We start from the raw sequence: 24,807 nt of genomic DNA, 5'->3' as shown, positions 1-24,807 counted from the left end.
AGCACAACACAGCACATCGCACAGCAATTCAGGACCACAGCTTCGGAACACACCATGCAAGAACTGATTGAACAACTCGAACAGCGCCGCGCCAAGGCGCGCCTCGGCGGCGGGCAGAAGCGCATCGACGCGCAGCATGCCAAGGGCAAGCTCACCGCGCGCGAGCGCATCGAGCTGCTGCTGGACGACAACACCTTCGAAGAATGGGATATGTTCGTCGAGCACCGCTCGGTCGACTTCGGCATGGCCGAGCAGAAGATTCCGGGCGACGGCGTGGTCACGGGCTACGGCATGATCAACGGCCGCCTGGTGTTCGTGTTCAGCCAGGACTTCACCGTCTTCGGCGGCGCGCTCAGCGAGGCGCACGCCGAAAAGATCTGCAAGGTGATGGACCAGGCCATGAAGGTCGGCGCGCCGGTCATCGGGCTGAACGATTCGGGCGGCGCCCGCATCCAGGAAGGCGTGGCCTCGCTGGGCGGCTATGCCGACGTGTTCCAGCGCAACGTGATGGCCTCGGGCGTGGTCCCGCAGATCAGCATGGTGATGGGCCCGTGCGCGGGCGGCGCGGTGTACTCGCCGGCCATGACCGACTTCATCTTCATGGTGAAGGACAGCAGCTACATGTTCGTCACCGGCCCCGACGTGGTGAAGACCGTGACGCACGAGAGCGTGACGGCCGAGGAGCTGGGCGGCGCCATCACCCACACCACGCGCAGCGGCGTGGCCGACATGGCGTTCGAGAACGACGTCGAGGCGCTCATGATGCTGCGCCGCCTGTACAACTACCTGCCGCTGAACAACCGCGAGAAGCCGCCCGTGCGCCTGGGCAACAACGGCCAGGGCGACCCGGCCGACCGGCCCGACTACTCGCTGGACACGCTGGTGCCCGACAACCCGAACAAGCCCTACGACATCAAGGAACTGATCCTGAAGGTGGTGGACGACGGCGACTTCTTCGAGCTGCAGCCCGACTACGCGAAGAACATCGTGATCGGCTTCGCGCGCATGGAAGGCCAGACCATCGGCATCGTGGCCAACCAGCCTCTGGTGCTGGCCGGTTGCCTGGACATCAAGAGCAGCATCAAGGCGGCGCGCTTCGTGCGCTTTTGCGATGCCTTCAACATTCCGGTGGTCACCTTTGTCGACGTGCCCGGCTTCATGCCCGGCACGGGGCAGGAGTACGGCGGCATCATCAAGCACGGCGCCAAGCTGCTCTACGCCTACGCGGAGTGCACGGTGCCGAAGATCACCGTCATCACGCGCAAGGCCTACGGCGGCGCGTACGACGTGATGGCCTCCAAGCACCTGCGCGGCGACGTCAACCTGGCCTGGCCGCGCGCCGAGATCGCGGTGATGGGCGCCAAGGGCGCGGTGGAAATCATCTTCCGCGAAGACAAGAACGACCCCGAGAAGCTGGCCGCCCGCGAAGCCGAATACAAGGCGCGCTTCGCCAACCCGTACGTGGCCAGCGCCCGCGGCTACATCGACGACGTGATCCTGCCGCACGAGACACGCAAGCGCATCTGCCGCTCGCTGGTGATGCTGCGCGAGAAGAAGCTCGAGAACCCGTGGCGCAAGCACGGCAACATCCCGCTCTGAGCGGCACGGAGAAGAAGAACATGTTCAAGAAGATCCTGATTGCCAACCGCGGCGAGATCGCCTGCCGCGTGATCCAGACGGCCAAGAAGATGGGCATCCTGACCGTCGCCGTCTACTCCGACGCCGACAAGGAAGCCCGCCACGTCGAGCTGGCCGACGAGGCCGTGCACATCGGCGCCGCGCCCAGCCGCGACAGCTACCTGCAGGCCGACCGCATCATCGCGGCCTGCAAGAAGACCGGCGCCGAGGCCGTGCACCCCGGCTACGGCTTCCTGTCGGAGAACGAAGCCTTCGCGCGCAAGGTCGAGGAAGAGGGCATCGCCTTTATCGGCCCGAAGCACTATTCGATCGCGGCGATGGGCGACAAGATCGCCTCGAAGAAGCTCGCGAACGAAGCCAAGGTCAACACCATTCCGGGCTGGAACGACGCCATCGAGACGGCCGAGCGCGCCGTGGAGATTGCCAACGACATCGGCTACCCCGTGATGATCAAGGCCTCCGCCGGCGGCGGCGGCAAGGGCCTGCGCGTGGCCTTCAACGACAAGGAAGCCTTCGAGGGCTTCACCTCGTGCCGCAACGAGGCGCGCAACAGCTTCGGCGACGACCGCGTGTTCATCGAGAAGTTCGTCGAGGAGCCGCGCCACATCGAGATCCAGGTGCTGGGCGACTCGCACGGCAACGTCATCTACCTGAACGAGCGCGAGTGCTCCATCCAGCGGCGCCACCAGAAGGTGATCGAGGAGGCGCCTTCGCCCTTCATCACCGACGCCACGCGCAAGGCGATGGGCGCGCAGGCGGTGCAGCTGGCCAAGGCCGTGAACTACCAGAGCGCAGGCACGGTGGAGTTCGTGGTCGGCAAGGACCAGAGCTTCTACTTCCTGGAGATGAACACGCGCCTGCAGGTGGAGCACCCGGTGACGGAATGCATCACCGGGCTGGACCTGGTGGAGCTGATGATCCGCGTGGCCGCCGGCGAGCCGCTGCCCCTCACGCAGGAGCAGGTGAAGCGCGACGGCTGGGCCATCGAGTGCCGCATCAACGCCGAAGACCCGTTCCGCAACTTCCTGCCTTCGACCGGCCGGCTGGTGAAGTTCCAGCCGCCCGCGCAGACCATGTTCGCCAGCGACACCGAGCACCTGAACGGCGTGCGCGTGGACACGGGCGTGTACGACGGCGGCGAGATCCCGATGTACTACGACTCGATGATCGCCAAGCTCATCGTGCACGGCAAGGACCGCAACCACGCCATCGCCCGCATGCGCGAGGCGCTGAACGGCTTCGTGATTCGCGGCATCAGCAGCAACATTCCGTTCCAGGCGGCGCTGCTGGCGCACCCGAAGTTCGTGGCGGGCGACTTCAACACCGGCTTCATCGCCGAGCACTACGGCAAGGGCTTCCACGCGGAAGACGTGCCGCATGCCGACCCGTCGTTCCTCGTCGCGCTGGCCGCGTACGTGCACCGGCGCTACCGCGCGCGCGCCTCGGGCATCAGCGGGCAGCTGGAAGGCCACGGCGTGAAGGTGGGCGAGCAGTTCGTCGTGGTCGAGCTGGGGCCTGAAGGCAAGCATGTGCACCACCCGGTGTCGGTCACCGACTTCCACGGAAAGACCGGCGCGAGCGCGGTGGCCGTGGGCGGCAAGAGCTACAAGATCGACAGCGGCTTCGCGCTGGGCGCCATTCGCGTGACGGGCATGGTCAACGACAAGCCCTTCACCGCGCAGGTGGAGCGCGGCGCGGGCAAGAACCCGCTGGCGCTGCGCGTGTCGCACGACGGCACGCAGATCGAGGCGACGGTGCTGTCGCCGCTGGGCGCGCGGCTGCTGGAGCTGATGCCCTACAAGGCACCGCCCGACCTGAGCAAGTTCCTGATGTCGCCGATGCCGGGCCTGCTGGTCGAGGTGTCGGTGCAACCGGGGCAGCAGGTGCAGGCCGGCGAGAAGCTCGCGGTGATCGAGGCGATGAAGATGGAGAACGTGCTGTTCGCCACGCAGGACGGGGTGGTCGGCAAGATTTCGGCCAACAAGGGCGAATCGCTGGCGGTGGACCAGATCATCATGGAGTTCAACTGATGGGGGCCAACGACCTGCAACAGGCAATCACGCTGCACCGGCCCGCAAAGCCGTTAGAGCCCGCGACTCCCCAGGCCGACGTGCGCTGGTCCGTCGAGGCCATCCAGGCGCTGCTCGACAAGCCCTTCATGGAACTGCTGTTCGAGGCGCAGACCGTGCACCGCGAGCACTTTCCGGCGGGCGACATCGAGCTGGCCACGCTGCTGTCGGTGAAGACCGGCGGCTGCCCCGAGAACTGCGGCTACTGCCCGCAGTCGGCCGAATTCGACACCGGCGTGAAGGCGCAGAAGCTCATGGAGGTCGACGAGGTGGTGCGCGCCGCGCAGGCCGCGAAAGACGCGGGCGCCACGCGCTTCTGCATGGGCGCCGCCTGGCGCGCGCCGAAAGACCGCGACGTGGAAAAGGTGGCCGTGCTGGTCGAGGCCGTGAAGGGCCTCGGCATGCAGACCTGCGCCACGCTGGGCATGCTGCAGCCGCACCATGCGCAGCAGCTGAAGGCCGCGGGCCTGGACTACTACAACCACAACCTCGACACCGCGCCCGAGTACTACACCGACGTGGTCGACACGCGCACCTACCAGGACCGGCTCGACACGCTGGCCCACGTGCGCAGCGCCGGCATCAGCGTGTGCTGCGGCGGCATCGTGGGCATGGGCGAGGCGCCGGTGCACCGCGCGGGGCTGATCGCTCAGCTGGCCAACCTGAACCCGTACCCGGAGTCGGTGCCCATCAACAGCCTGGTGCGCGTGCCCGGCACGCCGCTGGCCGACTCGGAGCCGGTCGACCCCTTCGACTTCGTGCGCATGATCGCGGTCGCGCGCATCACCATGCCGACCGCGCGCGTGCGGCTGTCGGCCGGGCGCCAGCAGCTGGGCGATGCGCTGCAGGCGCTGTGCTTCATGGCCGGCGCGAATTCGATCTTCTACGGCGACAAGCTGCTGGTGACGGGCAACCCCGATGTCGAGGCCGACACGGTGCTGCTGCGCAAGCTCGGCCTCGGCGCGCGCCAGGTGCAGGAAACAAGCGAGGAAGGTTGCGCCGCATGACCACCACGACGACCACGACCAACACCATCCGTCCTTTCAAGGTGCTGGGCATCCAGCAGATCGCCATCGGCGGCCCCGACAAGCTGCGCTTGCAGACGCTGTGGGTCGACATGCTGGGGCTCGAGGTCACGGGCACCTTCAAGAGCGAGCGCGAGAACGTCGACGAGGACATCTGCGCGATGGGCGTGGGCCCGTTCAAGGTCGAGGTCGACCTGATGCAGCCGCTGGACCCCGAGAAGAAGCCGGCCGTGCACACCACGCCGCTGAACCACGTGGGCCTGTGGATCGACGACCTGCCCAAGGCCGTGGAATGGCTCACGGCGCAAGGCGTGCGCTTTGCGCCGGGCGGCATCCGCAAGGGCGCGGCGGGCTTCGACATCTGCTTCCTGCACCCGAAGGCGAACGACGAGTTCCCGATTGCGGGCGAGGGCGTGCTGATCGAGATGGTGCAGGCGCCGCCGGAAGTCGTTGCGGCGTTCAGCGCGTTCGGCGCGTCCGCCGCGTCCGCCACGTCCGCAACTACGCGTTGAGCACCTTGCGGATCGGCGGCCTCACGTCGGAGCGCTGCGGCGGCAGCATGGCCTGGTGCTCGCGCGCCGGGTTCAGGATGATCGAGGTGGCCGTCTCGGTGAGGATGCAGAACTTGGTGACCACCGCGTCGAGGTGGCTCACGTCGATGACCGCGATTTCCAGCACCCAGCTGTCTTCGCCGGTCACGTTGTAGGCATTGACGCACTCGGGCGTGTCCTGCACCAGCTTCACGACCAGGTCGTAGTCGGCGCGGCCGACGCGGATGATGGCGCGGATGCCGTAGCCCAGCTTGCCCAGGTTGACGGTGGCGCGGTAGCCGCTGATGACGCCGGCCGCCTCCAGCTTCTTCACGCGCTCGGTCACGGCCGGCTGGCTCAGGTGCACGCGGCGGCCGAGCTCGGCCATCGAGAGGCGCGCGTCGGCCTGCAACTCGGCGAGGATGCGGGTGTCGTGCGCGTCCAGCGCGGGGTTCAAGGCGAAGTCCATGCAAGTCCTTCAAATCGACGGTAGGGCGGTGCAAGAACCATGAAATCTGCATGGCTCGCGGGGGATGGCTTTCATACCATGCTTGCCATGTCGACACTCGTTTCTTCCACCAATGAAGTTTCCGCAGCCCGCCCCGGCTTGCCGCCGCTGCTGTGGCTCTGCCTTGCCGCCACGTGGGTGGTCTGGGGCTCGACCTACCTCGCGATCAAGTACGCGCTGATCAGCTTTCCGCCGTTCCTGCAGATGGGCTCGCGCTTTCTGGTCGCCGGCGTGCTGCTGGCGGTGTGGATGCGCTGGCGCGGCGCGCCGTGGCCCACGCGCGCGCAGTGGCGCAATGCCTTCGTCGTCGGCGCGCTGATGCTGGGCGGCGGCATGGGCGGCACGGCGAACGCCGAGGTGTCGATCGGCTCGGGGCTGGTGGTGGCGTTCATCGCGGTGATTCCGCTGGTGATCGCCTTGCTGAACCTGATCTGGGGCGTGAAGCCGTCGAAGCTGGAGGCCGCGGGCATCGCGCTGGGGCTGGTCGGCGTGCTGATGCTCACGCAGGGCAGCGGCTTCAAATCGTCGCCCGCGGGGCTGGTGGCCATCTGCATCGCCTGCGTGTGCTGGTCGCTCGGCAGCGTGCTGAGCCAGCGCAGCCTGCCGCTGGCGCCTGGCGCGATGGGCTTCGCGAGCGAGATGCTGTGCGGCGGCGTGGTGCTGATGGCGTTGGCCGCGGTGTCCGGCGAAACCATGGGCTGGCCGTTGCAGCCCGAGGCCGTGGTCGCATGGGTCTACCTGGTGGTGTTCGGCTCGCTCATCGCCTTCAACGCCTACATGGTGTTGCTGGCGAAGGCGCCGGCCGCGCTGGCGGCGAGCTACACCTTCGTGAACCCGGTGATCGCGATGCTGCTGGGCGTGTGGATCGCCCACGAGACGGTGACGCGCTTCGAGTGGTACGCCGTGGGCGTGGTGCTGTCGGGGGTGCTGCTGTTGCTCTTCAAGCGCAGGGGCTGAAGGCGCGCTGCCTGCATCAGGCGCCGGGGCGGCGCCACACGGCCAGCGTTGCCGCGAGCAGCCACATGCCCACCGCGCAGCCGCGGTTCATCGCCTTCAGCCCGCGCTGCGACAGGAAGCGCACGGCCTGCGTGCCGGCGCCTGCGTAGGCCAGCATCACGCAGGTGTCGAGCGCCACGAACATCGCGCCGAGCAGCAGATATTGCGAGCCCTGCGGCTTCGAGATGTCGACGAACTGCGGCAGGAAGGCCGCGAAGAACAGCACCGTCTTCGGGTTCGACAGCGCCACGGCCAGGCTGCGCATGAGCGCGATGCGGCCCTGCGGGCGCTCCTGAGACGACGACCTGGCCAGCGCGGTGCGCAGGTCGGCCGCTTCGCTGCGCCACAGCTTCACGCCCAGCCACACCAGGTAGGCCACGCCGGCGACGCGGATCGCGTTGAACAGCCATTCGGACGCCGCGAGCAGCGAGCCCAGGCCGAGCGCGACCACGGCGATCAGCGTGATGCTGCCCAGCGAAGCGCCTGCGATGCCCCAGCTCGCGCGGCGCATGCCGCCCTGGATGCCGTTGGACAGCGCCAGCAGCATCGTCGGCCCCGGGATCAGCGCCAGCGCGAGCGAGGCGGCGACGTAGATCAGCAGGGTGTCGAGCGTCATGGCTTGCGTTGTGGCTTGCGTTGTGGCTTGCGCTATGGCTTGGGCGTCGGCGGGCGCTGCGAGGCGGCGCGGGCCCGCGCCAGGGCCGCTTCGACGATGGAGCGCTTGCGCTCACTGGCGTCTTGCGGTGCTTGCGCCGCGGCGGGCTGTTCTGCCAGCCGGGCGTCGGTGTTGCGGTGCTTGCCGTGCACCTCGTAGCGATGCCGCGCATGGTCGGCCTGCTCGGCGGACCACGCCTGCCAGCCGCTGAGGCCGGGCGTCTCGATCTCGAGCGAGATGCAGTCGACGGGGCACACCGGAATGCACAGCTCGCAGCCGGTGCAGTGCACCTCGATCACCGTGTGCATGCGCTTGTTGATGCCGACGATGGCGTCGGTCGGGCAGGCGTCCAGGCACAGGGTGCAACCGATGCACCAGGCCTCGTCGATGACGGCCATGGCGCGCGGGCCTTCGGTACCGAACTCGGTCCCTAGCGGGACCACGGGGCGCCCGGTGATGAGCGCCAGCCGTTCGATGCCTTGCGCGCCGCCCGGTGGGCACTGGTTGATGCCGGCTTCTTCATTGGCCACGGCCTGCGCGTAGCCTGCGCAGTCCGGGTAGCCGCACCGGGTGCACTGCGTCTGGGGCAGTGCGTTGTTGATGCGTGCGGCGAGTCCGTTCACTGGAGGAGGCGGGCGCGCTTCAGCGCGCGGCGCGGGTGCCGGGCTTCTTGCGGGCGGCGGCTTTTTTGGCGGCCGGTGCAGTCGCTGTGACGGGAGCCGCAGACGCGGCCACGGAGGCGGCCTTTCTGGCCGGCGCCTTCTTGGCGGCGACAGCCGCCGTGCGGCGGGTCGGCTTCACCGTGTCTTCGGCGGCAAGCTCGCCACGGTCGCCGGCGCGGCTCTGCGGCTCGTCGTTGGCGGCGATGAACTTCACCACCTTCGGGTACACCAGCTCGCGCCAGCGGCGGCCGCTGAAGATGCCGTAGTGGCCCGCGCCCTTGACTTCGTAGTGCTCGCGCTTGCTGTCGGAAATGCCGGTGCACAGGCTGTGCGCGGCCTCGGTCTGGCCCGAGCCGGAGATGTCGTCGAGCTCGCCTTCGACGGTGAGCAGGGCGGCGCCGCGAATGTCCTGCGGACGCACGCGTTCCACCTGGCCGTCGGGGTTCTTCACGTCCCACGTGCCGTTGACCAGGTCGAACTCCTGGAACACGGTGCGGATGGTTTCCAGGTAGTAGTCGGCGTCCATGTCGAGCACGGCGTTGTACTCGTCGTAGAACTTGCGGTGGGCCTCGGCGCTGGCGTCGTCGCCCTTGATGAGGTCCTTGAAGTAGTCGTAGTGGCTGGTGGCGTGGCGGTCGGGGTTCATGGCCACGAAGCCGGTGTGCTGCAGGAAGCCGGGGTACACGCGGCGGCCTTCACCCGGGAAGCCTTGCGGCACGCGGTAGATCACGTTGTTCTCGAACCACTCGAAGCTCTTGTTCATCGCGAGGTTGTTCACCGCGGTGGGCGACTTGCGCGCGTCGATGGGGCCGCCCATCATGGTCATGGTCAGCGGCAGCGCTTCGCCGCGGCTGGCCATGAGCGACACGGCCGCCAGCACCGGCACGGTCGGCTGGCACACGCTCACCACGTGGCAGTTGCCGTACTCGGCCTGCAGCAGGCGGATGAACTCCTGCACGTAGTTGATGTAGTCGTCGAGGTGGAACTCGCCTTCGGCCAGCGGCACGAGGCGCGCGTTCTTCCAGTCGGTGATGTAGACCTTGTGGTCCTGCAGCATGGTGCGCACGGTGTCGCGCAGCAGCGTGGCGTAGTGGCCCGACAGGGGCGCCACGATCAGCACCACGGGCTGGCTCTTCAGCGTCTTGAGGATGTGCGGCTCGTCGGTGAAGCGCTTGAAGCGGCGCAGCTCGCAGAAGGGCTTGTCGAGCTCGATGGCTTCCTGGATGACGACGTCTTCGCCGTCGACCTTCACCGACTTGATGTTGAATTCGGGCTTTTCGTAGTCCTTGCCCAGGCGATACAGCAGGTCGTAGCCTGCCGCCATGCGTTGCGCCATGGGCAGCTGGCCCCAGACGGCGCCCTGACCATAGAGTTTGGAGGCTGCCTGGGCGAAGTCCGAGAAGGGCTCCATCAAGGAACGCTGGGCTTCGTAGAGTTGATAGAGCATCGCTGGTCTTGGAGTGGAATGTTGCAGTGCAATATATCAGCGCATTCGCAGCGGTGCAGGGGGCCTAACCCCTATGCCGACGCTGTTGCGCGGCTACTTCTTCCACGGAGCGTGAAGGAATTGCCACGCAGGCGATTCCCTCACACTTTGCTGTCACCTAGATGACTTTGGCGATCGAGGCACACACGTGCTCGATGTTCTTGCTGTTCAGCGCGGCCACGCACATGCGGCCGGTGTCGGTGCCGTACACGCCGAACTCATTGCGCAGGCGCACCATCTGGTCCTTGGTGAGGCCCGAGTAGCTGAACATGCCGATTTGCGTGGTGATGAAGCTCATGTCTTCCTTCACGCCGGCGGCCTTCAGGCCGTCGACCAGCTTCTGGCGCATGGCCTTGATGCGCACGCGCATCTCGCCGAGTTCCTTTTCCCACAGGGCGCGCAGCTCGGGGTTGCCGAGCACCGCGGCCACCACGGCGCCGCCGTGCGTGGGCGGGTTGCTGTAGTTGGTGCGAATGGCGATCTTCAGCTGCGACAGCACGCGGCCGGCTTCTTCCTTGCTCTCGCACAGCACCGACAGGGCACCCACGCGCTCGCCGTACAGGCTGAAGCTCTTGGAGAACGAGGTCGACACGAAGAAGGTCAGGCCCGCTTCGACGAACTTGGCCACCGCGGCGCCGTCTTCCTTCAGGCCGTAGCCGAAGCCTTGATAGGCCATGTCGAGGAAGGGCACGAGGTTCTTCGCCTTGACGGCGGCAACCACCTGGTCCCATTGCTCGGACGTGATGTCGTAGCCGGTCGGGTTGTGGCAGCAGGCGTGCAGCACGACCACGGTGCCCGCGGGCGCCGCGTTCAGGGCGGCGAGCATGCCGTCGAAGTTGATGCCGCGCTTGGCGGCGTCGTAGTAGGGGTAGCTTTCGACTTCGAAGCCGGCGTTGGTGAACAGCGCGCGGTGGTTTTCCCAGCTCGGGTCGCTGATCAGCACCTTGGCGCTGGGGTTGAGCTTCTTCAGGAAGTCGGCGCCGACCTTCAGGCCGCCGGTGCCGCCGATGGCCTGGATGGTGGCCACGCGGCCGGAGGTGACGGGTTCGCTGTCGGCGCCGAAGACCAGCGCCTTCACGGCGTTGTCGTACGCGGCGATGCCGTCGATGGGCAGATAACCACGCGCCGTGGGCGCTTTCATCATGTTCTGCTCGGCCGCCTGCACGCATTCGAGCAGGGGCAGCTTGCCGTTGTCGTCGTAATAGACGCCGACGCCGAGGTTGACCTTCTGGGGGTTGGTGTCGGCGGCAAATTGCTCGTTGAGGCCGAGGATCGGGTCGCGCGGTGCCATTTCGACCGCGGTGAACATAGACATGGAAAGGTCCTTTGGGATGAAAGCTTCGCTGGCAACCGGACTTGCGCTACGCTTTCCGGTTGCCTTGAATTTTACCGGCGTGATCGCCACCTGTCGGGAACAGCCATGCCAGAGAACAACGAAGCCATAGCAGACCTGAAGAAACTGGACCCGATCGGTCCGGCGAAACAGGGCGAATTCATCACCTACCCGGGCTCGCCGTTCGAGCTTTTCCAGCCGTATCCGCCGGCCGGCGACCAGCCCAAGGCGATCGAGGGGCTGGTGGAAGGGGTGATCGACGGCGAGGTGTTCCAGACGCTGCTAGGCGTCACGGGCTCGGGCAAGACCTTCACCATGGCCAACGTGATCGCCCGGCTGGGCCGCCCGGCCATCGTGTTCGCGCCCAACAAGACGCTGGCGGCGCAGCTCTACAGCGAGTTCCGCGAGTTCTTTCCGAAGAACGCCGTCGAGTACTTCGTCAGCTACTACGACTACTACCAGCCCGAGGCCTACGTGCCGCAGCGCGACCTGTTCATCGAGAAGGACTCGTCGATCAACGAGCACATCGAGCAGATGCGCCTGTCGGCCACCAAGAGCGTGCTGGAGCGGCGCGACACGGTCATCGTCGCCACGGTGAGCGCCATCTACGGCATCGGTACGCCCGAGGACTACATGGAGATGCGGCTGATTGCCCGCGTGGGCGACAAGGTGGGCCAGCGCGACCTGATCTCCCGGCTCATCCGCATGCAGTACACGCGCAACGAGCAGGACTTTGCGCGCGGCACCTTCCGCGTGCGGGGCGACACCATCGACGTGTTTCCGGCCGAGCACAGCGAGCTGGCGATCCGCTTCGAGCTGTTCGACGACGAGATCGAGTCGCTGCAGCTGTTCGATCCGCTGACCGGGCGCATCCGCCAGAAGGTGCCGCGCTTCACGGTGTACCCGTCGAGCCACTACGTGACGCCACGCGACAAGGTGCTGGCGGCGGTGGAAACCATCAAGCTGGAGCTGAGCGACCGGCTCAAGGAACTGGTGGGGGCGGGCAAGCTGGTCGAGGCGCAGCGGCTGGAGCAGCGCACGCGTTTCGACCTTGAAATGCTCGCCGAAATCGGCCATTGCAAGGGCATCGAGAACTACACGCGCCACCTGTCGGGCGCCGCGCCCGGCCAGCCGCCGGCCACGCTGACCGACTACATGCCGAAGGACGCGCTGATGTTCCTCGACGAGAGTCACCAGATGATCGGCCAGCTCGGCGGCATGTACAACGGCGACCGGGCGCGCAAGACCACGCTGGTGGAGTACGGCTTTCGCCTGCCGAGCGCGCTGGACAACCGGCCGCTGAAGCTGGAAGAGTTCGAGACGCGCATGCGCCAGTGCATCTTCGTGTCGGCCACGCCGGCGCAGTACGAGAAGGACCACTCCGGCAACGTGGTCGAGCAGCTGGTGCGGCCTACCGGGCTGATCGACCCCGAGGTCGAGGTGCGCCCGGCCACGCACCAGGTGGACGACGTGCTGGGCGAAATCCGGATTCGCGTCGACAAGAACGAGCGCGTGCTCATCACCACGCTGACCAAGCGCATGGCCGAGCAGTTGACCGACTACCTGGGCGACAACGGCGTGAAGGTGCGCTACCTGCACAGCGACGTCGACACCGTGGAGCGGGTGGAAATCTTGCGCGACCTGCGACTGGGCACCTTCGACGTGCTGGTGGGCATCAACCTGCTGCGCGAGGGGCTGGACATTCCCGAGGTGTCACTGGTGGCCATCCTCGATGCGGACAAGGAAGGCTTCCTGCGCGCCGAGCGCTCGCTGATCCAGACCATCGGCCGGGCGGCGCGCAACCTTAACGGCAAGGCCATTCTTTACGCCGACCGGATGACCGAGTCGATGAAGAAGGCCATCGGCGAAACCGAGCGCCGCCGCACCCGGCAGATTGCCCACAACGAGGCCAACGGCATCACGCCGCGCAGCATCGTGAAGCAGGTGCGCGACCTGATCGACGGCGTGTACAGCGAGAAGACCGGCAAGGAAATGGCCAAGCTCGACCTGGAGCGCGCCAAGGTCGAGGACATGAGCGAGAAGGACATCGCCCGCGAAATCAAGCGGCTCGAGAAGCAGATGCTCGAGCACGCGCGCAACCTCGAATTCGAGAAGGCAGCCCGTGTGCGGGACCAGCTGGCGCTGCTGCGGGAGCAGGCTTTCGGGGCGTCCGGCGGTGACAACATCGTTGTTTCGCCTTAGCAGGTCTGCCGTAGGTCAAACGTTCGCTTTCTTCAAGCGAGTCGCGCTGGGGTTTACCCCAGCAGACCTCGGGGGCTTCTGTTATACTTGAGCGAAACAGTCAACAACAAAAAAAGAACTTCGCGATGAAGGACCGACTCCTACCAGCTGGTTCACCAGCGTTCGGGGTCGGGCAGGGCGGAGACGAAGTCACCGCGGTCCAGGACCAAGGTGTCATTTCAACGGTAAGCACTTGAAGGAGCTTGCGATGCGTCTCACTACCAAAGGCCGTTTTGCGGTCACAGCAATGATCGACCTGGCGCTGCGTCAGAACACCGGTCCGGTCACGCTGGCGGCAATCAGCCAACGGCAGCAGATTTCTCTGTCGTACCTCGAACAGCTGTTCGGCAAGTTGCGCCGTCACGAGCTGGTCGAGTCGACCCGCGGCCCCGGCGGCGGCTACAGCCTCGGTCGCAAGGCTGCGGACATCACCGTGGCTGACATCATCGTGTCCGTCGATGAACCCATCGATGCCACCCAGTGCGGCGGCAAGGAAAACTGCCTCGGCGAAGCCGGACGTTGCATGACGCACGAGCTGTGGGCTTCGCTGAACCAGCGCATGGTCGAGTTTCTCGACTCCGTCACGCTGCAGAAGCTGGTCGACGACCAGATCGCCAAGGGCGTGCAGATCGAGAACAAGCCGGTCGTCAAGCGTGCGATCTCGGCCCAGCCGGTCGTCAAGCCGATTCGCGTGAATGCCCCGAATTCGGTGTTCGCGCTCGGAAACGCCTTCGCCAAGTCCTGAGCCCTGTGATTTCCCGGCAGCGCCTTCGGGCGCGGCCACGAGCAGCCCAGATCAAGAACAACCCCCACGCCAGCACGAGCCAGCCATGGACGTAACTCCTCATTTCCCGATCTATCTCGACTACGGCGCGACCACGCCGGTGGACCCCCGTGTGGTCGACGCCATGATTCCCTGGTTGCGCGAGCACTTCGGCAACCCGGCATCGCGCAGCCACGCCTGGGGCTGGGAGGCTGAAGAGGCAGTCGAGAAGGCGCGCGGCCAGGTTGCCGAGCTGATCAATGCCGACCCGCGCGAAATCGTCTGGACGTCGGGCGCCACCGAGTCGATCAACCTCGCCTTGAAGGGCGCGGCCCAGTTCTACAAGGGCAAGGGCAAGCACCTGATCACGCTGAAGACCGAGCACAAGGCCGTGCTCGACACCATGCGCGAGCTCGAGCGCCAAGGCTTCGAAGTGACCTACCTCGACGTCGAGGAAAACGGTCTCGTCGACCTGGAAAAGTTCAAGGCGGCCATCCGCCCCGACACCATCCTGGCCAGCGTGCTGTTCGTGAACAACGAAATTGGCGTGATCCAAGACGTGGTCGCGCTGGGCAATGCCTGTCGCGAAAAGGGCGTGATCTTCCACGTCGATTCGGCACAGGCCACCGGCAAGGTCGACATCGACATCACGAAGCTGCCCATCGACCTGATGAGCCTGGCTTCGCACAAGACCTACGGCCCCAAGGGCATCGGCGCGCTGTACGTGCGCCGCAAGCCGCGCATTCGCCTCGAAGCGCAGATGCACGGCGGTGGCCACGAACGCGGCATGCGTTCGGGCACCTTGCCCACGCACCAGATCGTCGGCATGGGCGAGGCCTACCGCATCGCCAAGCTCGAGATGAAGGACGACATCGCCCACGCGCGTCGCCTGCAGCAACGCCTGCTGGACGGCCTGAAAGATGTCGAGCAAGTGTTCATCAACGGCGACCTCGAACACCGCGTGCCGCACAACCTGAACATGAGCTTCAACTACGTCGAAGGCGAGTCGCTGATCATGGGCATCAAGGGCCTGGCGGTGTCGTCGGGCTCGGCCTGCACCTCGGCCAGCCTGGAACCCAGCTACGTGCTGCGCGCCCTCGGCCGCAGCGACGAGTTGGCGCACAGCAGCCTTCGCATGACCATCGGCCGTTTCACGACCGAAGAAGAAATCGACTACGCCATTTCGACCATCAAGCACAACGTTGCCAAGCTGCGCGAGCTGAGCCCCTTGTGGGAGATGTTCCAGGACGGCGTCGACATCAGCACGATCCAGTGGTCGGCCCACTGACCCCGGCCAGCCCACGGCTCCACGATTGAACAAAGTTTGAGAGGTACACCATGGCATATTCTTCCAAGGTCATCGACCACTACGAAAATCCCCGCAACGTCGGCTCCTTCGAAAAGGGCGACGACTCGGTAGGCACCGGCATGGTCGGCGCGCCGGCCTGCGGCGACGTGATGAAGCTGCAGATCAAGGTCAACCCGGAAACCGGCGTGATCGAAGACGCGCGCTTCAAGACCTACGGTTGCGGCTCGGCCATCGCTTCGTCGTCGCTCGTGACCGAATGGGTCAAGGGCAAGACGCTCGACGAAGCGGCTGCGCTGAAGAACGCGCAAATCGCCGAAGAACTGGCGCTGCCGCCCGTGAAGATCCACTGCTCCATCCTGGCCGAAGACGCGATCAAGGCCGCCGTGAGCGACTACAAGGCCAAGCACGGCGTCAAGACCGAAGCTGCTGCCGAAGCCGTCCACTGACATGGCCGTCACGCTGACCGAAGCCGCTGCGAGACACGTGACCCGCTACCTCGGCAAACGAGGCAAGGGCGTGGGCGTGCGGCTGGGCGTGAAGACCACCGGTTGCTCGGGCCTGGCCTACAAGCTCGAGTACGTGGACGAGTTCACGCCGGAAGACGTGGTGTTCGAAGACCACGGCGTGAAGGTGCTGGTAGACCCGAAGAGCCTGGCCTACATCGACGGCACGCAGCTCGACTTCGTGCGCGAAGGCCTGAACGAAGGCTTCAAGTTCATCAACCCGAACGAACGCGACCGTTGCGGATGCGGCGAGAGTTTTCGCATCTGATGCACCGTCGCTGACCGCGACAACAGCCGCCACCATGTCATGTGCTGGCGGTTTTTTCTTGCCATGAACCTGAACGACACCGACTTTCAACTGTTCGCCGTCCCGGCGACTTTTGCGCAGGACCGCGCCGCGCTCGACGCACGCTGGAAAGAGCTGCAGCGCGAAGCCCACCCCGACCGCTTCGCCGCGCAAGGCGCCGCGGCGCAGCGCGTGGCCATGCAGTGGTCGGTGCGCATCAACGAGGCCTACCAGCGGTTGAAGGACCCGGTTCGCCGCGCCAGCTACATCTGCGAACTGCACGACGCGCCGGTCAACGCCGAGAACAACACGGCGATGCCGCCGGAGTTCCTCATGCAGCAGATGGAATGGCGCGAGTCGCTCGACGAGGTCGGTGACCTGCACGCGCTCGAGAAGCTCCAGCAGGAAGTCGAGGCTGGCCGGGCACGCGCGCTGTCGTCGCTCGACTGGCTGATCGACGAGAAGGGCGACTACCCGGCCGCCGCGCAGCAGGTGAGAGCCCTCATGTTCATTGAGCGCTTCGGACAGGACGTCGAAGCCAAATTCGATCAGTTGGGACAATAGCGGCATGGCTCTTCTTCAGATTTCCGAACCCGGCCAGGCGCCCGACCCGCATCAGCGCCGCATTGCCGTGGGCATCGACCTTGGCACCACGCATTCGCTGGTGGCCTCCGTGCGCAACGGCGTGGCCGAGTGCCTGCCCGACGACCAGGGCCGCGTGCTGCTGCCTTCGGCCGTGCGCTACCTCGAGAGCGACCGCCGCCAGATCGGCTTCGACGCCCTGGCCGCGCGCGCGCAGGACCCGGCGAACACCATCACTTCGGTGAAGCGGCTCATGGGCCGCGGCCTGGCCGACATTGCGAACCGCGACGCCATGTCGTACCGCATCGGCAGCAGCGACGGTGGCATGGTGCAGGTGCATACGCTGGCAGGCGAGAAGTCGCCGGTCGAGATCAGCGCAGAGATCCTGGCCACGCTGCGCTACCGCGCGCAAGACACCTTCGACGACGACGAGCTCTATGGTGCCGTCATCACCGTGCCCGCGTACTTCGACGAGGGCCAGCGCCAGGCGACCAAGGACGCCGCGCAGCTTGCCGGCCTCAACGTGCTGCGCCTGATCAGCGAACCCACGGCCGCGGCCATCGCCTACGGCCTGGACAACGCCAGCGAAGGCGTCTACGCGGTCTATGACCTCGGCGGCGGCACCTTCGACATCTCGATCCTGCGGCTCACGCAGGGCGTGTTCGAGGTGATCGCGACGGGCGGTGACTCGGCACTGGGTGGTGACGACTACGACCACGCGCTGGCCGACTTCGTGCGCGAGCAAAAGGGCCTGCAGGCCGGCAGCGACGCCGACAAGGCCGCGTTGCTGGTCGCCGCGCGGGCGGCCAAGGAAGCGCTGACCGAATCGGCATCGACGGTGTTCAGCGCGAACGTCGCGGGTGAACCCGTCAGCTTCGATCTGGCCCGCGAGCAGTTCTACACTGCCACCAAGCCTCTCACCGACCGCACCATCGCCGCCGTGCGCAAGGCACTGCGCGATGCCAAGCTCAAGCCCGACGACCTGCAGGGCATCGTGCTTGTCGGCGGTTCCACGCGCATGCCGCAGGTGCGCCGTGCGGTGGCCGAGTTCTTCGGCCGCGAACCGCTGGTCAACCTGAACCCCGATGAAGTCGTGGCGCTCGGCGCGGCCATCCAGGCGAACCAGCTGGCCGGCAACAACGGCGCGGGCGAGCTGCTGCTGCTCGACGTGATTCCGTTGTCGCTCGGCATCGAGACCATGGGCGGGCTGGTCGAGCGCATCGTGCCGCGCAACCAGACCATTCCCACCGCGATGGCGCAAGACTTCACGACCTACAAGGACGGCCAGACCGCGCTGGCGCTGCATGTGGTGCAAGGTGAGCGCGACCTCGTGTCCGACTGCCGCAGCCTCGCACGCTTCACGCTGCGCGGCATTCCGCCGATGGCGGCCGGCGCTGCGCGCATTCGCGTCACCTTCACCGTCGACGCCGATGGCCTGCTGAGCGTGAGTGCGAAGGAGCAGGGCAGCGGCGTCGAGGCAAGCGTGGCAGTCAAGCCGTCGTATGGCCTGTCGGACGACCAGATCGCGACCATGCTGCAGGAGAGCTTCTCCACCGCGCAGCAAGACATGAAGACCCGCGCGTCGGTCGAGGCGCGCGTGGACGCCGACCGCATGCTGCTCGCCACGCAAAGCGCGCTTGACGCCGATGGTGACCTGCTGAACGACGAGGAGCGCAGCGTGATCGATGCATCGATGGCACAACTGCGCGAAGCCGCCAAGGCCAGCGACGAAGCCGCCGCCATCGAGGCCGCCACCAAGAAGCTCGCCGACGACACCGAGGCCTTTGCCGCCCAGCGCATGAACGCGGGCATTGCGCGCGCGCTTGCCGGTCGCAAGGTCGAATCTCTCTAGAACAACAACATGCCCACGATCAAGATCTACCCGCATCCCGAGTACTGCCCGCAGGGCGCCGAAATTACCGCGCCCGCCGGCACCTCGATCTGCGAGGCGCTGCTCGACAACCACATCAACATCGAGCATGCGTGCGAGATGAGCTGCGCCTGCACCACGTGCCACGTCATCGTGCGCGAGGGCTTCAATTCGCTCAACGAAGCGGAAGAGGGCGAGGAAGACCTGCTCGACCGCGCCTGGGGCCTGGAGCCGCAGTCGCGCCTGAGTTGCCAATCGATCCTGGCGCAGGAGAATGTGACCATCGAGATTCCGAAGTACTCGATCAACCACGCCAAGGAAAACCACTGATGTCCAGACTCATCGTTCTCGATACCGAAACCACCGGCCTCTCCGCGGAGAACGGCGATCGCGTCATCGAGCTCGGCTGCGTGGAGCTGTTCAACCGCAAGCTCACCGGCAACGACCTGCACATCTATTTCAACCCCGAGCGCGAGAGCCATGAAGACGCGCTGAAGGTCCACGGGCTGACCACCGACTTCCTGCGCGACAAGCCGAAGTTCGCGACGCTGGGCAACGACATCATCGAGTACCTGCGCGGCGCCGAGTTGATCATTCACAACGCGGCCTTCGACGTCGGCTTTCTCAACAAGGAATTCGAGCGAGCCGGCCTGCCGCCGCTGCGCACCTTCGTCAGCGAAGTGACCGACACGCTGGCCATGGCGAAGCTTGTGTACCCGGGCAAGCGCAATTCGCTGGATGCACTGTGCGATCGCTTCGGTGTCGACCGTTCGAACCGCACCTTCCACGGCGCCAAGCTCGATGCGCAGTTGCTGGCCGATGTCTACATCAACCTCACGCGCGGACAGGACGCGCTGCTGATCGACGTGGCTTCCAACGAGCCGGCGCAGGGGACGACCATCGTGGCTGTCGACCTGAGCCAGTTCGAGTTGCCGGTGATCGTTGCGGGTGAGCAGGAGCTGTCCGCGCACGAAGCTGTTTTGACGCAACTTGATAAATCTAGTGGTGGTCGCACGCTGTTTCGTCAAAACAGCGAAAAAGCTGTGGCATAATCTGAGGCTTCGCACAACGCGATACGTGTTCAAGACACTGAACTCAAAAGCAGTGTCTCAGGGCGGTTAGCTCAGGGGTAGAGCACAGCATTCACACTGCTGGGGTCGGAGGTTCGAAACCTCCACCGCCCACCAAATAGAAAAAGCGACTTGGACTTCCAAGTCGCTTTTTTCTTGCCCGTCTGGTTTTGAGTTTGCCCATTTCGCCTTGACGGAGCTGTCGGCTCTCGCCGACGGCAAATGGCGCCAAGAGATGGCGCACCGGTCGCCGCTGAGGTCTAGAACCGAAGCTGCAAAAGGAGCAAGACCATGGCCACCCATCCCGATCTTCCGACCCCCGTCACACCGGACCTGCCTGTCGAACCCGACGAGGGTCCGAACACAGCACCCGACGAGCCCACCGATCCTGAGCCGCCACCCAGCGTGTCCTGAGTGACTGAGCGCAGCGAGCCGCGCTAAGCTCGCGCGATGGATGAAATTGATTGCGCCGTCATCGGCGCCGGAGTGGTGGGCTTGGCTGTCGCGCGTGCTTTGGCGCTCGCGGGCCGGGAGGTGCTGTTGCTCGAATCGGAAGGTGCCATCGGCACTGGGACAAGTTCGCGCAACAGCGAAGTGATTCACGCGGGCATCTACTACCCGCAAGGTTCGCTCAAGGCGAAGCTCTGCGTCGAGGGCAAGCAACTGCTCTACGCCTACGCGGCGGAGCGCGGCGTGCCGCATCGGCGGTGCGGCAAGCTCATCGTCGCCACGTCGCCAGAACAGGCGGCCCAACTCGAAGTGATTCGAACAAAGGCTGCCGCTAATGGTGTCGATGACCTGGAGTTGTTGACTGCGGAGCAGGCCGTCGCCATGGAGCCGCAATTGCAGTGCATGGCGGCGCTTCATTCGCCCAGCACGGGCATCGTCGACAGCCACGCGCTCATGCTGAGCCTGCTCGGCGATCTCGAGAATGCGGGCGGCATGCTCGCGCTGAAATCGCCCATCACGCGCGCTGAATGCGGAGGCAACGGAATCGTCTTGATCGCCGAGGACGGCACGGCGCTGCGCTGCCGCAGCGTGGTGAACGCGGCGGGCTTGGGAGCGCCCGCATTGGCGCGGGGCTTCGAGGGCTTGCCCTCTGCGGCGGTGCCCACTGAGCACTTCGCCAAAGGCAACTACTTCACCCTGTCGGGCCGAGCGCCCTTCAGCCGCCTCGTCTACCCGGTGCCCGAGCCCGGCGGCCTGGGCGTGCACTTGACGATCGACCTTGGCGACCAGGCCAAGTTCGGCCCCGACGTGCAATGGGTCGAATCCGCCGACGACCTCATCGTGGACCCGGCGCGTGGCGACGGCTTCTACGCCGAGGTGCGCAAGTACTGGCCCGCGCTGCCGGACGGCGCGCTGATTCCTGGCTACGCAGGCATGCGACCCAAGATTTCCGGCCCGGGCGAGCCGGCCGCTGACTTCATGATCGATGGACCCGCCTCACATGGCGTGCCGGGCCTGGTCAATCTGTTCGGCATCGAATCGCCGGGGCTCACGAGCAGCCTGGCCATTGCGCGCCACGTCTCGGACCTGCTGGCGCACGCGTGACGCGTGTCCTCTCAAACTCTGCACTTCGTCGTGCATGAGGGTCTTTTGAGCCTGTAACATGACAGCACGCCATATGCTGGCGTGAAGCCGCCGGCGCGGTGCCGGTGTCATCACGGAGGAAAGATTCCAATGAGTGCATCCCAAAATCTTGAAGCAGCAGCCGAAGACATCGCAAGCGACGTGCGCGGCGTGCTGGCCAGCAAGGACCTGGATTCGGTTCCCCACATCAAGGCGCTGCGCCAGCGCATCGACACCAAGCTGGCCATCGCACGCGAACTCGCGGCCGAGAAAAGCAAGCTGGCCGCCAAGAAGGCCCGCGAAGCGGCCAACTCCGCCAACGCCTACGCCCACGACGAACCGTGGCAGATCGCCGGTGCCGCCCTGGCCGTCGGCGTGCTGGTGGGTCTGCTGCTTGGCCGCCGCTGACCTGAACACGCATCGCAGCATCGTTCACCCGAACACCGCGGGAGCCGGCCGATGAGGCTGCTGTCCCTGTTCGGACTGGATGCCCGCATCCGCCGGTTGCGCATCGCCGCGGCCGAAGGCGCCCTGGCGGCCGAAGACCGGGTGCAGTTGCTGCGCATGGCCTGGGAGGACGAGAAGCAGCGCCTGAAGCTGATGCTCCTGCTCGTGGTGGCCGTGCTGGGGCTGACCACGGTCACGGTGGCCTTGCTGTCCGTGGCGGTGGTGGTTCATTTCTGGGAAACGCCTTACCGCATCACGGCCGCATGGTCTGTGGCTGGAGTGTGGGTGGTGCTGTGGCTGGCGGCTGCCGTTGGCTTGCTGCTCACGCTGCGCAACGCTTCCAACAGCTTCGTGCCGGCGCGCGACGAGTTCGGTCGTGACTGGACCTGGGTGCAGGACCAGTTCGGCCTCGGCAAGGATCCGGACCAGGACGACGAGGCGCCTCGTCCGCCGCGGCCCGCCACGCGCGAAGAACTGCTCGCGCGTATGGAGCGTCAGCGCCAGCGCATCGCGACCTTGCAAGGCGGGCGCGAGACGCAGCCGGCGAGCGCCGACGGCACGAGTGGTTCGGGCGAGGCCGAAGCGCCTCCGCCCAACGAATCGGCTGGGGCTGCTGCGCTGCGCATGGCCCGCGCCCACCCGGTGGCCGCAGGTGTCGTGGCTGCGGCCGCCGTCGTGGTGATCCGGCCGAAGCGCCTGCTGCGCCTGGCCGCGTTCCTTGCGCCCATTCTCTGGCGCATGCGCTGAAGAAAAAGCCGGAAAAGGCTCAGGCCTTGCTGCGATCGCGCAGCAGCGCCTGGGCGGCTTCGCGGACCAACCCCGGTCCGCGGTAGATCAGCCCGGTGTAGATCTGCACCACGTCGGCGCCCGCGGCGATCTTGGCCTTGGCATCGGCCGCGCTCAGGATGCCGCCCACTCCGATGATCGGAAATCCCGCACCCAGCGCCGCGCGCAGCTGCGAAATCACGCGGTTGCTCGACTCGCGCACCGGCGCGCCCGAGAGGCCGCCGGCTTCCTCCGCATGGGGCAGGCCCTTCACCGCGTCGCGCGCCAGCGTGGTGTTGGTGGCGATCACGCCGTCCATGCCGTGGCGTTTCAGCGTGGCCGCGATGACCGCGACCTGCGCTTCGTCCAGGTCGGGTGCGATCTTCACGAACAGCGGCGAGCGCTTGTTGTGGCGCGCGGCCAGCGCTTCGCGCCGTTCGGCCACCGCGCCGAGCAGCGCGTCGAGCGCTTCGTCGCTCTGCAGCGAGCGCAGGTTGGCGGTGTTGGGGCTGGAGATGTTGATCGTCACGTAGTCGGCATGCGGGTACACGCCGTCGAGGCAGGCGAGGTAGTCGTCCGTCGCTCGTTCGATTGGGGTAGCGGCGTTCTTGCCGATGTTCAGGCCCAGCAGCATCGGTGGCTTCGCGGTGCCGCCGGTCTTGCGAAAACGTGCCTTCTGCACATTGGCCAGAAAGGCGTCGAGCCCGTCGTTGTTGAAGCCGAGCCGGTTGATGAGCGCGTCGCGCTGCGGCAGCCGGAACATGCGCGGCTTCGCGTTGCCGGGCTGAGCCTTCGGCGTGACCGTGCCGACTTCGACAAAGCCGAAGCCCATGGCGGAAAAGGCGTCGATGCAGCGGGCGTTCTTGTCGAGCCCTGCGGCCAAGCCCACGCGGTTGGGAAAGGTCAGCCCGGCGAGCTGGACCGGATCGCTCACGCGCGGTGACGAATAGGCGCAGGCCAGCGGCGTGTTCTGTGTGCGCGCCAGCCCGTCCAGCGTGATTTCATGGGCGTGCTCGGGGTCGAAACCGAACAGGAACGGGCGGGCGAGGCTGTAGAGCGAGGAGGGCATCAGCAGGGGCATCGGATAATTCTGGACTTCTATGAGCCAAGGATTCTCCGCGATGACCGCATCCGCCTCCCCAACCCCCTCCAACCCACTGTCTCCGCTGTCCCAGGACGAACTCAAGGCCCAGGTCGGCCATGCCGCGCTGGCCTATGTGGTCAAGGGCGAGATCGTCGGCGTGGGCACCGGCTCGACCGTGAACAAGTTCATCGACGCGCTGGCCACCATCAAGGACGAGATCAGGGGCGCCGTCTCCAGTTCGGTGGCCTCCACCGAGCGCCTGCGCGCGCTGGGCATTCCGGTGTTCGACAGCAACGAGGTCGAAGAACTGGCCGTGTACATCGACGGCGCCGACGAGATCGATCACCGCGGCTTCATGGTGAAGGGCGGCGGCGCCGCGCTCACGCGCGAGAAGATCGTGGCGGCGCAGTCGCGCAAGTTCATCTGCATCGCCGATGCGTCCAAGCTGGTCGAGACGCTGGGCGCGTTTCCGCTGCCGGTCGAGGTGATTCCGATGGCCGCGCGCCGCGTGATGCGGCAGTTTGCCGCGCTGGGCGGCATTGCCCAGGTGCGCGAGAAAGACGGTCTGCCGCTGGTGACCGACAACGGCCAGCACATCGTCGACGTGACGGGCCTGCGCATTGCCGAGCCGCTGGCTTTCGAGTCCGAGGTGAGCCAGTGGCCTGGCGTGGTGACTGTCGGCGTCTTCGCGCACCAGAAGGCCGACGTCTGCCTGCTGGGCACCTCGGCGGGCGTGAAGACGCTGAAGTTCGATTGAGTGGTCGCCTGAGTTCATACGGCCGCGAGCGCGGCCGCTTTCAGAACTTGATGCCCGCCGGGTTGCTCGGGCTGGGCTCGCTCGATGGGGCGGGCGGCGCGGACTGTGTGGCCGGCGTTGCGGGGGCGCGTGGCGCGGGCGCCGCCTGTTGCGCGACCAGCGGACGCGCAAGCCCGTTGCGGTAGCCAGCGGGCAGGTTGTTGCTCTTCGGATAACCGGCCGCGTCGAGGTACTGCGACCACTCGGCGTCCGAGAAGCCCTTGAGCTGTTGCGAACCGATGGTCAGCAAGGGTACTGAACCCTGGCCGCTAAGGCGCTGCAGCGCCTCGATGTCTTCGTTGCTCTTGACGGTGCGTTCGTCGAAGGGAACGCCGCGCGTCACGAGCAGCGTGCGGGCGGTGCCGCAGGGCGAGCAGTCTTCACCGGTATAGAGCAGCACGGGGTAGCGCTGGACCACCTGCCGGATCTCGTACGGGAGACCGGCGTTCGCTGGAGAGCCCGGGCCGCCTTGCGCGCCCGAGGCGGGCTCGGTGCTGGCGGTGGGGGCGCGGTCGGAGAAGGTGACCTTGCCGTTCTTGTCCACCTGGCGGTAGACCGGCTGCGCCATGGCGCCCGCGGCCGCCAGTGCCATGACCAGGACAGGGGCGAAGCCGCTC

General features: G+C 66.2%; 25 protein-coding genes and 1 tRNA gene. 19 read left to right on the top strand and 7 right to left on the bottom strand.

Going from position 1 to position 24,807, the window contains the following annotated elements:
* Nucleotides 1-54: 54 nt before the first annotated feature.
* From QTI51_RS11565 to QTI51_RS11550, 4 genes are read left to right on the top strand one after another with little or no spacing between them, the layout of a single operon-like run.
* The gene (locus QTI51_RS11565; protein WP_116907243.1) at nt 55-1,599 is read left to right on the top strand and encodes an acyl-CoA carboxylase subunit beta; all 1,545 of its coding nucleotides are present in this window, start codon (nt 55-57) and stop codon (nt 1,597-1,599) included.
* Nucleotides 1,600-1,619: 20 nt separating this feature from the next.
* Nucleotides 1,620-3,668, top strand: a complete 2,049-nt coding sequence (gene accC / locus QTI51_RS11560; RefSeq protein WP_116907244.1) for an acetyl-CoA carboxylase biotin carboxylase subunit — start codon at nt 1,620-1,622, stop codon at nt 3,666-3,668.
* Nucleotides 3,668-4,714: a biotin synthase BioB gene (bioB, locus tag QTI51_RS11555; RefSeq protein ID WP_286515821.1), complete on the top strand. Its 1,047-nt coding sequence runs from the start codon at nt 3,668-3,670 to the stop codon at nt 4,712-4,714. Before accC ends, bioB begins: the two co-directional genes overlap by 1 nt.
* Nucleotides 4,711-5,244 carry a VOC family protein gene (locus QTI51_RS11550; protein WP_116907246.1) on the top strand — a complete coding sequence of 178 codons (534 nt, stop codon included), beginning with the start codon at nt 4,711-4,713 and terminating at the stop codon, nt 5,242-5,244. The genes bioB and QTI51_RS11550 overlap by 4 nt, the downstream gene beginning before the upstream one ends.
* On the opposite strand, the gene QTI51_RS11545 is transcribed toward QTI51_RS11550, so the two are convergent.
* Nucleotides 5,234-5,731 (bottom strand): Lrp/AsnC family transcriptional regulator, encoded by a 498-nt coding sequence (locus QTI51_RS11545; RefSeq protein WP_116907247.1) that lies wholly within the window; start codon nt 5,729-5,731, stop codon nt 5,234-5,236. The two genes, QTI51_RS11550 and QTI51_RS11545, sit on opposite strands and share 11 nt — an antisense overlap.
* An 87-nt stretch (nt 5,732-5,818) precedes the next feature.
* Here QTI51_RS11545 and yedA point away from each other — a divergent pair, with 87 nt between their 5' ends.
* Nucleotides 5,819-6,727, top strand: coding sequence for a drug/metabolite exporter YedA (gene yedA / locus QTI51_RS11540; RefSeq protein WP_116907248.1), 909 nt, complete (start codon nt 5,819-5,821; stop codon nt 6,725-6,727).
* Between the two features lie 16 nt (nt 6,728-6,743).
* Here yedA and QTI51_RS11535 read toward each other — a convergent pair whose 3' ends face one another.
* The 4 genes from QTI51_RS11535 to QTI51_RS11520 all read right to left on the bottom strand — a co-directional run bounded on the left by QTI51_RS11535 (nt 6,744) and on the right by QTI51_RS11520 (nt 10,884).
* Nucleotides 6,744-7,382, bottom strand: coding sequence for a LysE family translocator (locus tag QTI51_RS11535; protein WP_116907249.1), 639 nt, complete (start codon nt 7,380-7,382; stop codon nt 6,744-6,746).
* A gap of 32 nt (nt 7,383-7,414) precedes the next feature.
* Entirely contained in the window at nt 7,415-8,044 is a 630-nt protein-coding gene (locus tag QTI51_RS11530) for an RnfABCDGE type electron transport complex subunit B (RefSeq protein ID WP_116907250.1), read from the bottom strand.
* A 19-nt stretch (nt 8,045-8,063) separates the two neighbouring features.
* On the bottom strand, nt 8,064-9,530 hold the full coding sequence (locus tag QTI51_RS11525) for a polyhydroxyalkanoate depolymerase (protein ID WP_116907251.1): 1,467 nt from the start codon (nt 9,528-9,530) through the stop codon (nt 8,064-8,066).
* Between the two features lie 157 nt (nt 9,531-9,687).
* On the bottom strand, nt 9,688-10,884 hold the full coding sequence (locus QTI51_RS11520) for an amino acid aminotransferase (RefSeq protein WP_116907252.1): 1,197 nt from the start codon (nt 10,882-10,884) through the stop codon (nt 9,688-9,690).
* 105 nt (nt 10,885-10,989) lie between these two features.
* Here QTI51_RS11520 and uvrB point away from each other — a divergent pair, with 105 nt between their 5' ends.
* The 13 genes from uvrB (at nt 10,990) to QTI51_RS11455 (ending at nt 22,292) form a co-directional block, all read left to right on the top strand.
* A complete protein-coding gene (uvrB, locus tag QTI51_RS11515) occupies nt 10,990-13,104 on the top strand; it encodes an excinuclease ABC subunit UvrB (RefSeq protein ID WP_116907253.1) in 2,115 nt (704 codons plus the stop codon).
* Between the two features lie 247 nt (nt 13,105-13,351).
* Complete coding sequence (gene iscR / locus QTI51_RS11510; RefSeq protein WP_007828186.1) at nt 13,352-13,888, top strand: Fe-S cluster assembly transcriptional regulator IscR; 537 nt, start codon at nt 13,352-13,354, stop codon at nt 13,886-13,888.
* Between the two features lie 85 nt (nt 13,889-13,973).
* A complete protein-coding gene (locus tag QTI51_RS11505) occupies nt 13,974-15,194 on the top strand; it encodes an IscS subfamily cysteine desulfurase (protein ID WP_116907254.1) in 1,221 nt (406 codons plus the stop codon).
* Between the two features lie 50 nt (nt 15,195-15,244).
* Nucleotides 15,245-15,661: a Fe-S cluster assembly scaffold IscU gene (gene iscU / locus QTI51_RS11500; RefSeq protein ID WP_116907255.1), complete on the top strand. Its 417-nt coding sequence runs from the start codon at nt 15,245-15,247 to the stop codon at nt 15,659-15,661.
* A gap of 1 nt (nt 15,662) precedes the next feature.
* Complete coding sequence (gene iscA / locus QTI51_RS11495; protein ID WP_007828190.1) at nt 15,663-15,986, top strand: iron-sulfur cluster assembly protein IscA; 324 nt, start codon at nt 15,663-15,665, stop codon at nt 15,984-15,986.
* A gap of 63 nt (nt 15,987-16,049) precedes the next feature.
* Nucleotides 16,050-16,568, top strand: a complete 519-nt coding sequence (gene hscB / locus QTI51_RS11490) for a Fe-S protein assembly co-chaperone HscB (RefSeq protein WP_116907256.1) — start codon at nt 16,050-16,052, stop codon at nt 16,566-16,568.
* 4 nt (nt 16,569-16,572) lie between these two features.
* Complete coding sequence (gene hscA, locus QTI51_RS11485) at nt 16,573-18,438, top strand: Fe-S protein assembly chaperone HscA (protein WP_116907257.1); 1,866 nt, start codon at nt 16,573-16,575, stop codon at nt 18,436-18,438.
* Nucleotides 18,439-18,447: 9 nt separating this feature from the next.
* On the top strand, nt 18,448-18,786 hold the full coding sequence (fdx, locus tag QTI51_RS11480; protein ID WP_013542153.1) for an ISC system 2Fe-2S type ferredoxin: 339 nt from the start codon (nt 18,448-18,450) through the stop codon (nt 18,784-18,786).
* Nucleotides 18,786-19,508 carry a DNA polymerase III subunit epsilon gene (gene dnaQ / locus QTI51_RS11475; RefSeq protein WP_116907258.1) on the top strand — a complete coding sequence of 241 codons (723 nt, stop codon included), beginning with the start codon at nt 18,786-18,788 and terminating at the stop codon, nt 19,506-19,508. The genes fdx and dnaQ overlap by 1 nt, the downstream gene beginning before the upstream one ends.
* Before the next feature lie 60 nt (nt 19,509-19,568).
* A tRNA-Val gene (locus tag QTI51_RS11470) sits at nt 19,569-19,643 on the top strand.
* Nucleotides 19,644-19,976: 333 nt separating this feature from the next.
* Nucleotides 19,977-21,080 carry an NAD(P)/FAD-dependent oxidoreductase gene (locus QTI51_RS11465; protein WP_116907260.1) on the top strand — a complete coding sequence of 368 codons (1,104 nt, stop codon included), beginning with the start codon at nt 19,977-19,979 and terminating at the stop codon, nt 21,078-21,080.
* A gap of 129 nt (nt 21,081-21,209) precedes the next feature.
* Nucleotides 21,210-21,506 carry a glycine zipper domain-containing protein gene (locus QTI51_RS11460; RefSeq protein ID WP_007828200.1) on the top strand — a complete coding sequence of 99 codons (297 nt, stop codon included), beginning with the start codon at nt 21,210-21,212 and terminating at the stop codon, nt 21,504-21,506.
* Between the two features lie 51 nt (nt 21,507-21,557).
* Nucleotides 21,558-22,292, top strand: coding sequence for a phage holin family protein (locus QTI51_RS11455; RefSeq protein ID WP_116907261.1), 735 nt, complete (start codon nt 21,558-21,560; stop codon nt 22,290-22,292).
* A gap of 19 nt (nt 22,293-22,311) precedes the next feature.
* Here QTI51_RS11455 and QTI51_RS11450 read toward each other — a convergent pair whose 3' ends face one another.
* Nucleotides 22,312-23,391, bottom strand: a complete 1,080-nt coding sequence (locus tag QTI51_RS11450) for a quinone-dependent dihydroorotate dehydrogenase (RefSeq protein WP_116907262.1) — start codon at nt 23,389-23,391, stop codon at nt 22,312-22,314.
* Between the two features lie 40 nt (nt 23,392-23,431).
* Between QTI51_RS11450 and rpiA the strand changes: the two genes are divergently transcribed.
* The gene (gene rpiA, locus QTI51_RS11445) at nt 23,432-24,151 is read left to right on the top strand and encodes a ribose-5-phosphate isomerase RpiA (protein ID WP_116907263.1); all 720 of its coding nucleotides are present in this window, start codon (nt 23,432-23,434) and stop codon (nt 24,149-24,151) included.
* Between the two features lie 40 nt (nt 24,152-24,191).
* On the opposite strand, the gene QTI51_RS11440 is transcribed toward rpiA, so the two are convergent.
* The gene (locus QTI51_RS11440; protein WP_286515827.1) at nt 24,192-24,782 is read right to left on the bottom strand and encodes a glutaredoxin family protein; all 591 of its coding nucleotides are present in this window, start codon (nt 24,780-24,782) and stop codon (nt 24,192-24,194) included.
* Between the last annotated feature and the right edge of the window lie 25 nt (nt 24,783-24,807).

The sequence above is a fragment of the Variovorax sp. J22G73 genome, from assembly GCF_030317035.1.
Lineage (GTDB): Bacteria > Pseudomonadota > Gammaproteobacteria > Burkholderiales > Burkholderiaceae_C > Variovorax.
The sequence above is the reverse complement of the archived record's forward strand: the minus strand, read 5'-3'. Positions and strand labels throughout refer to the sequence as shown.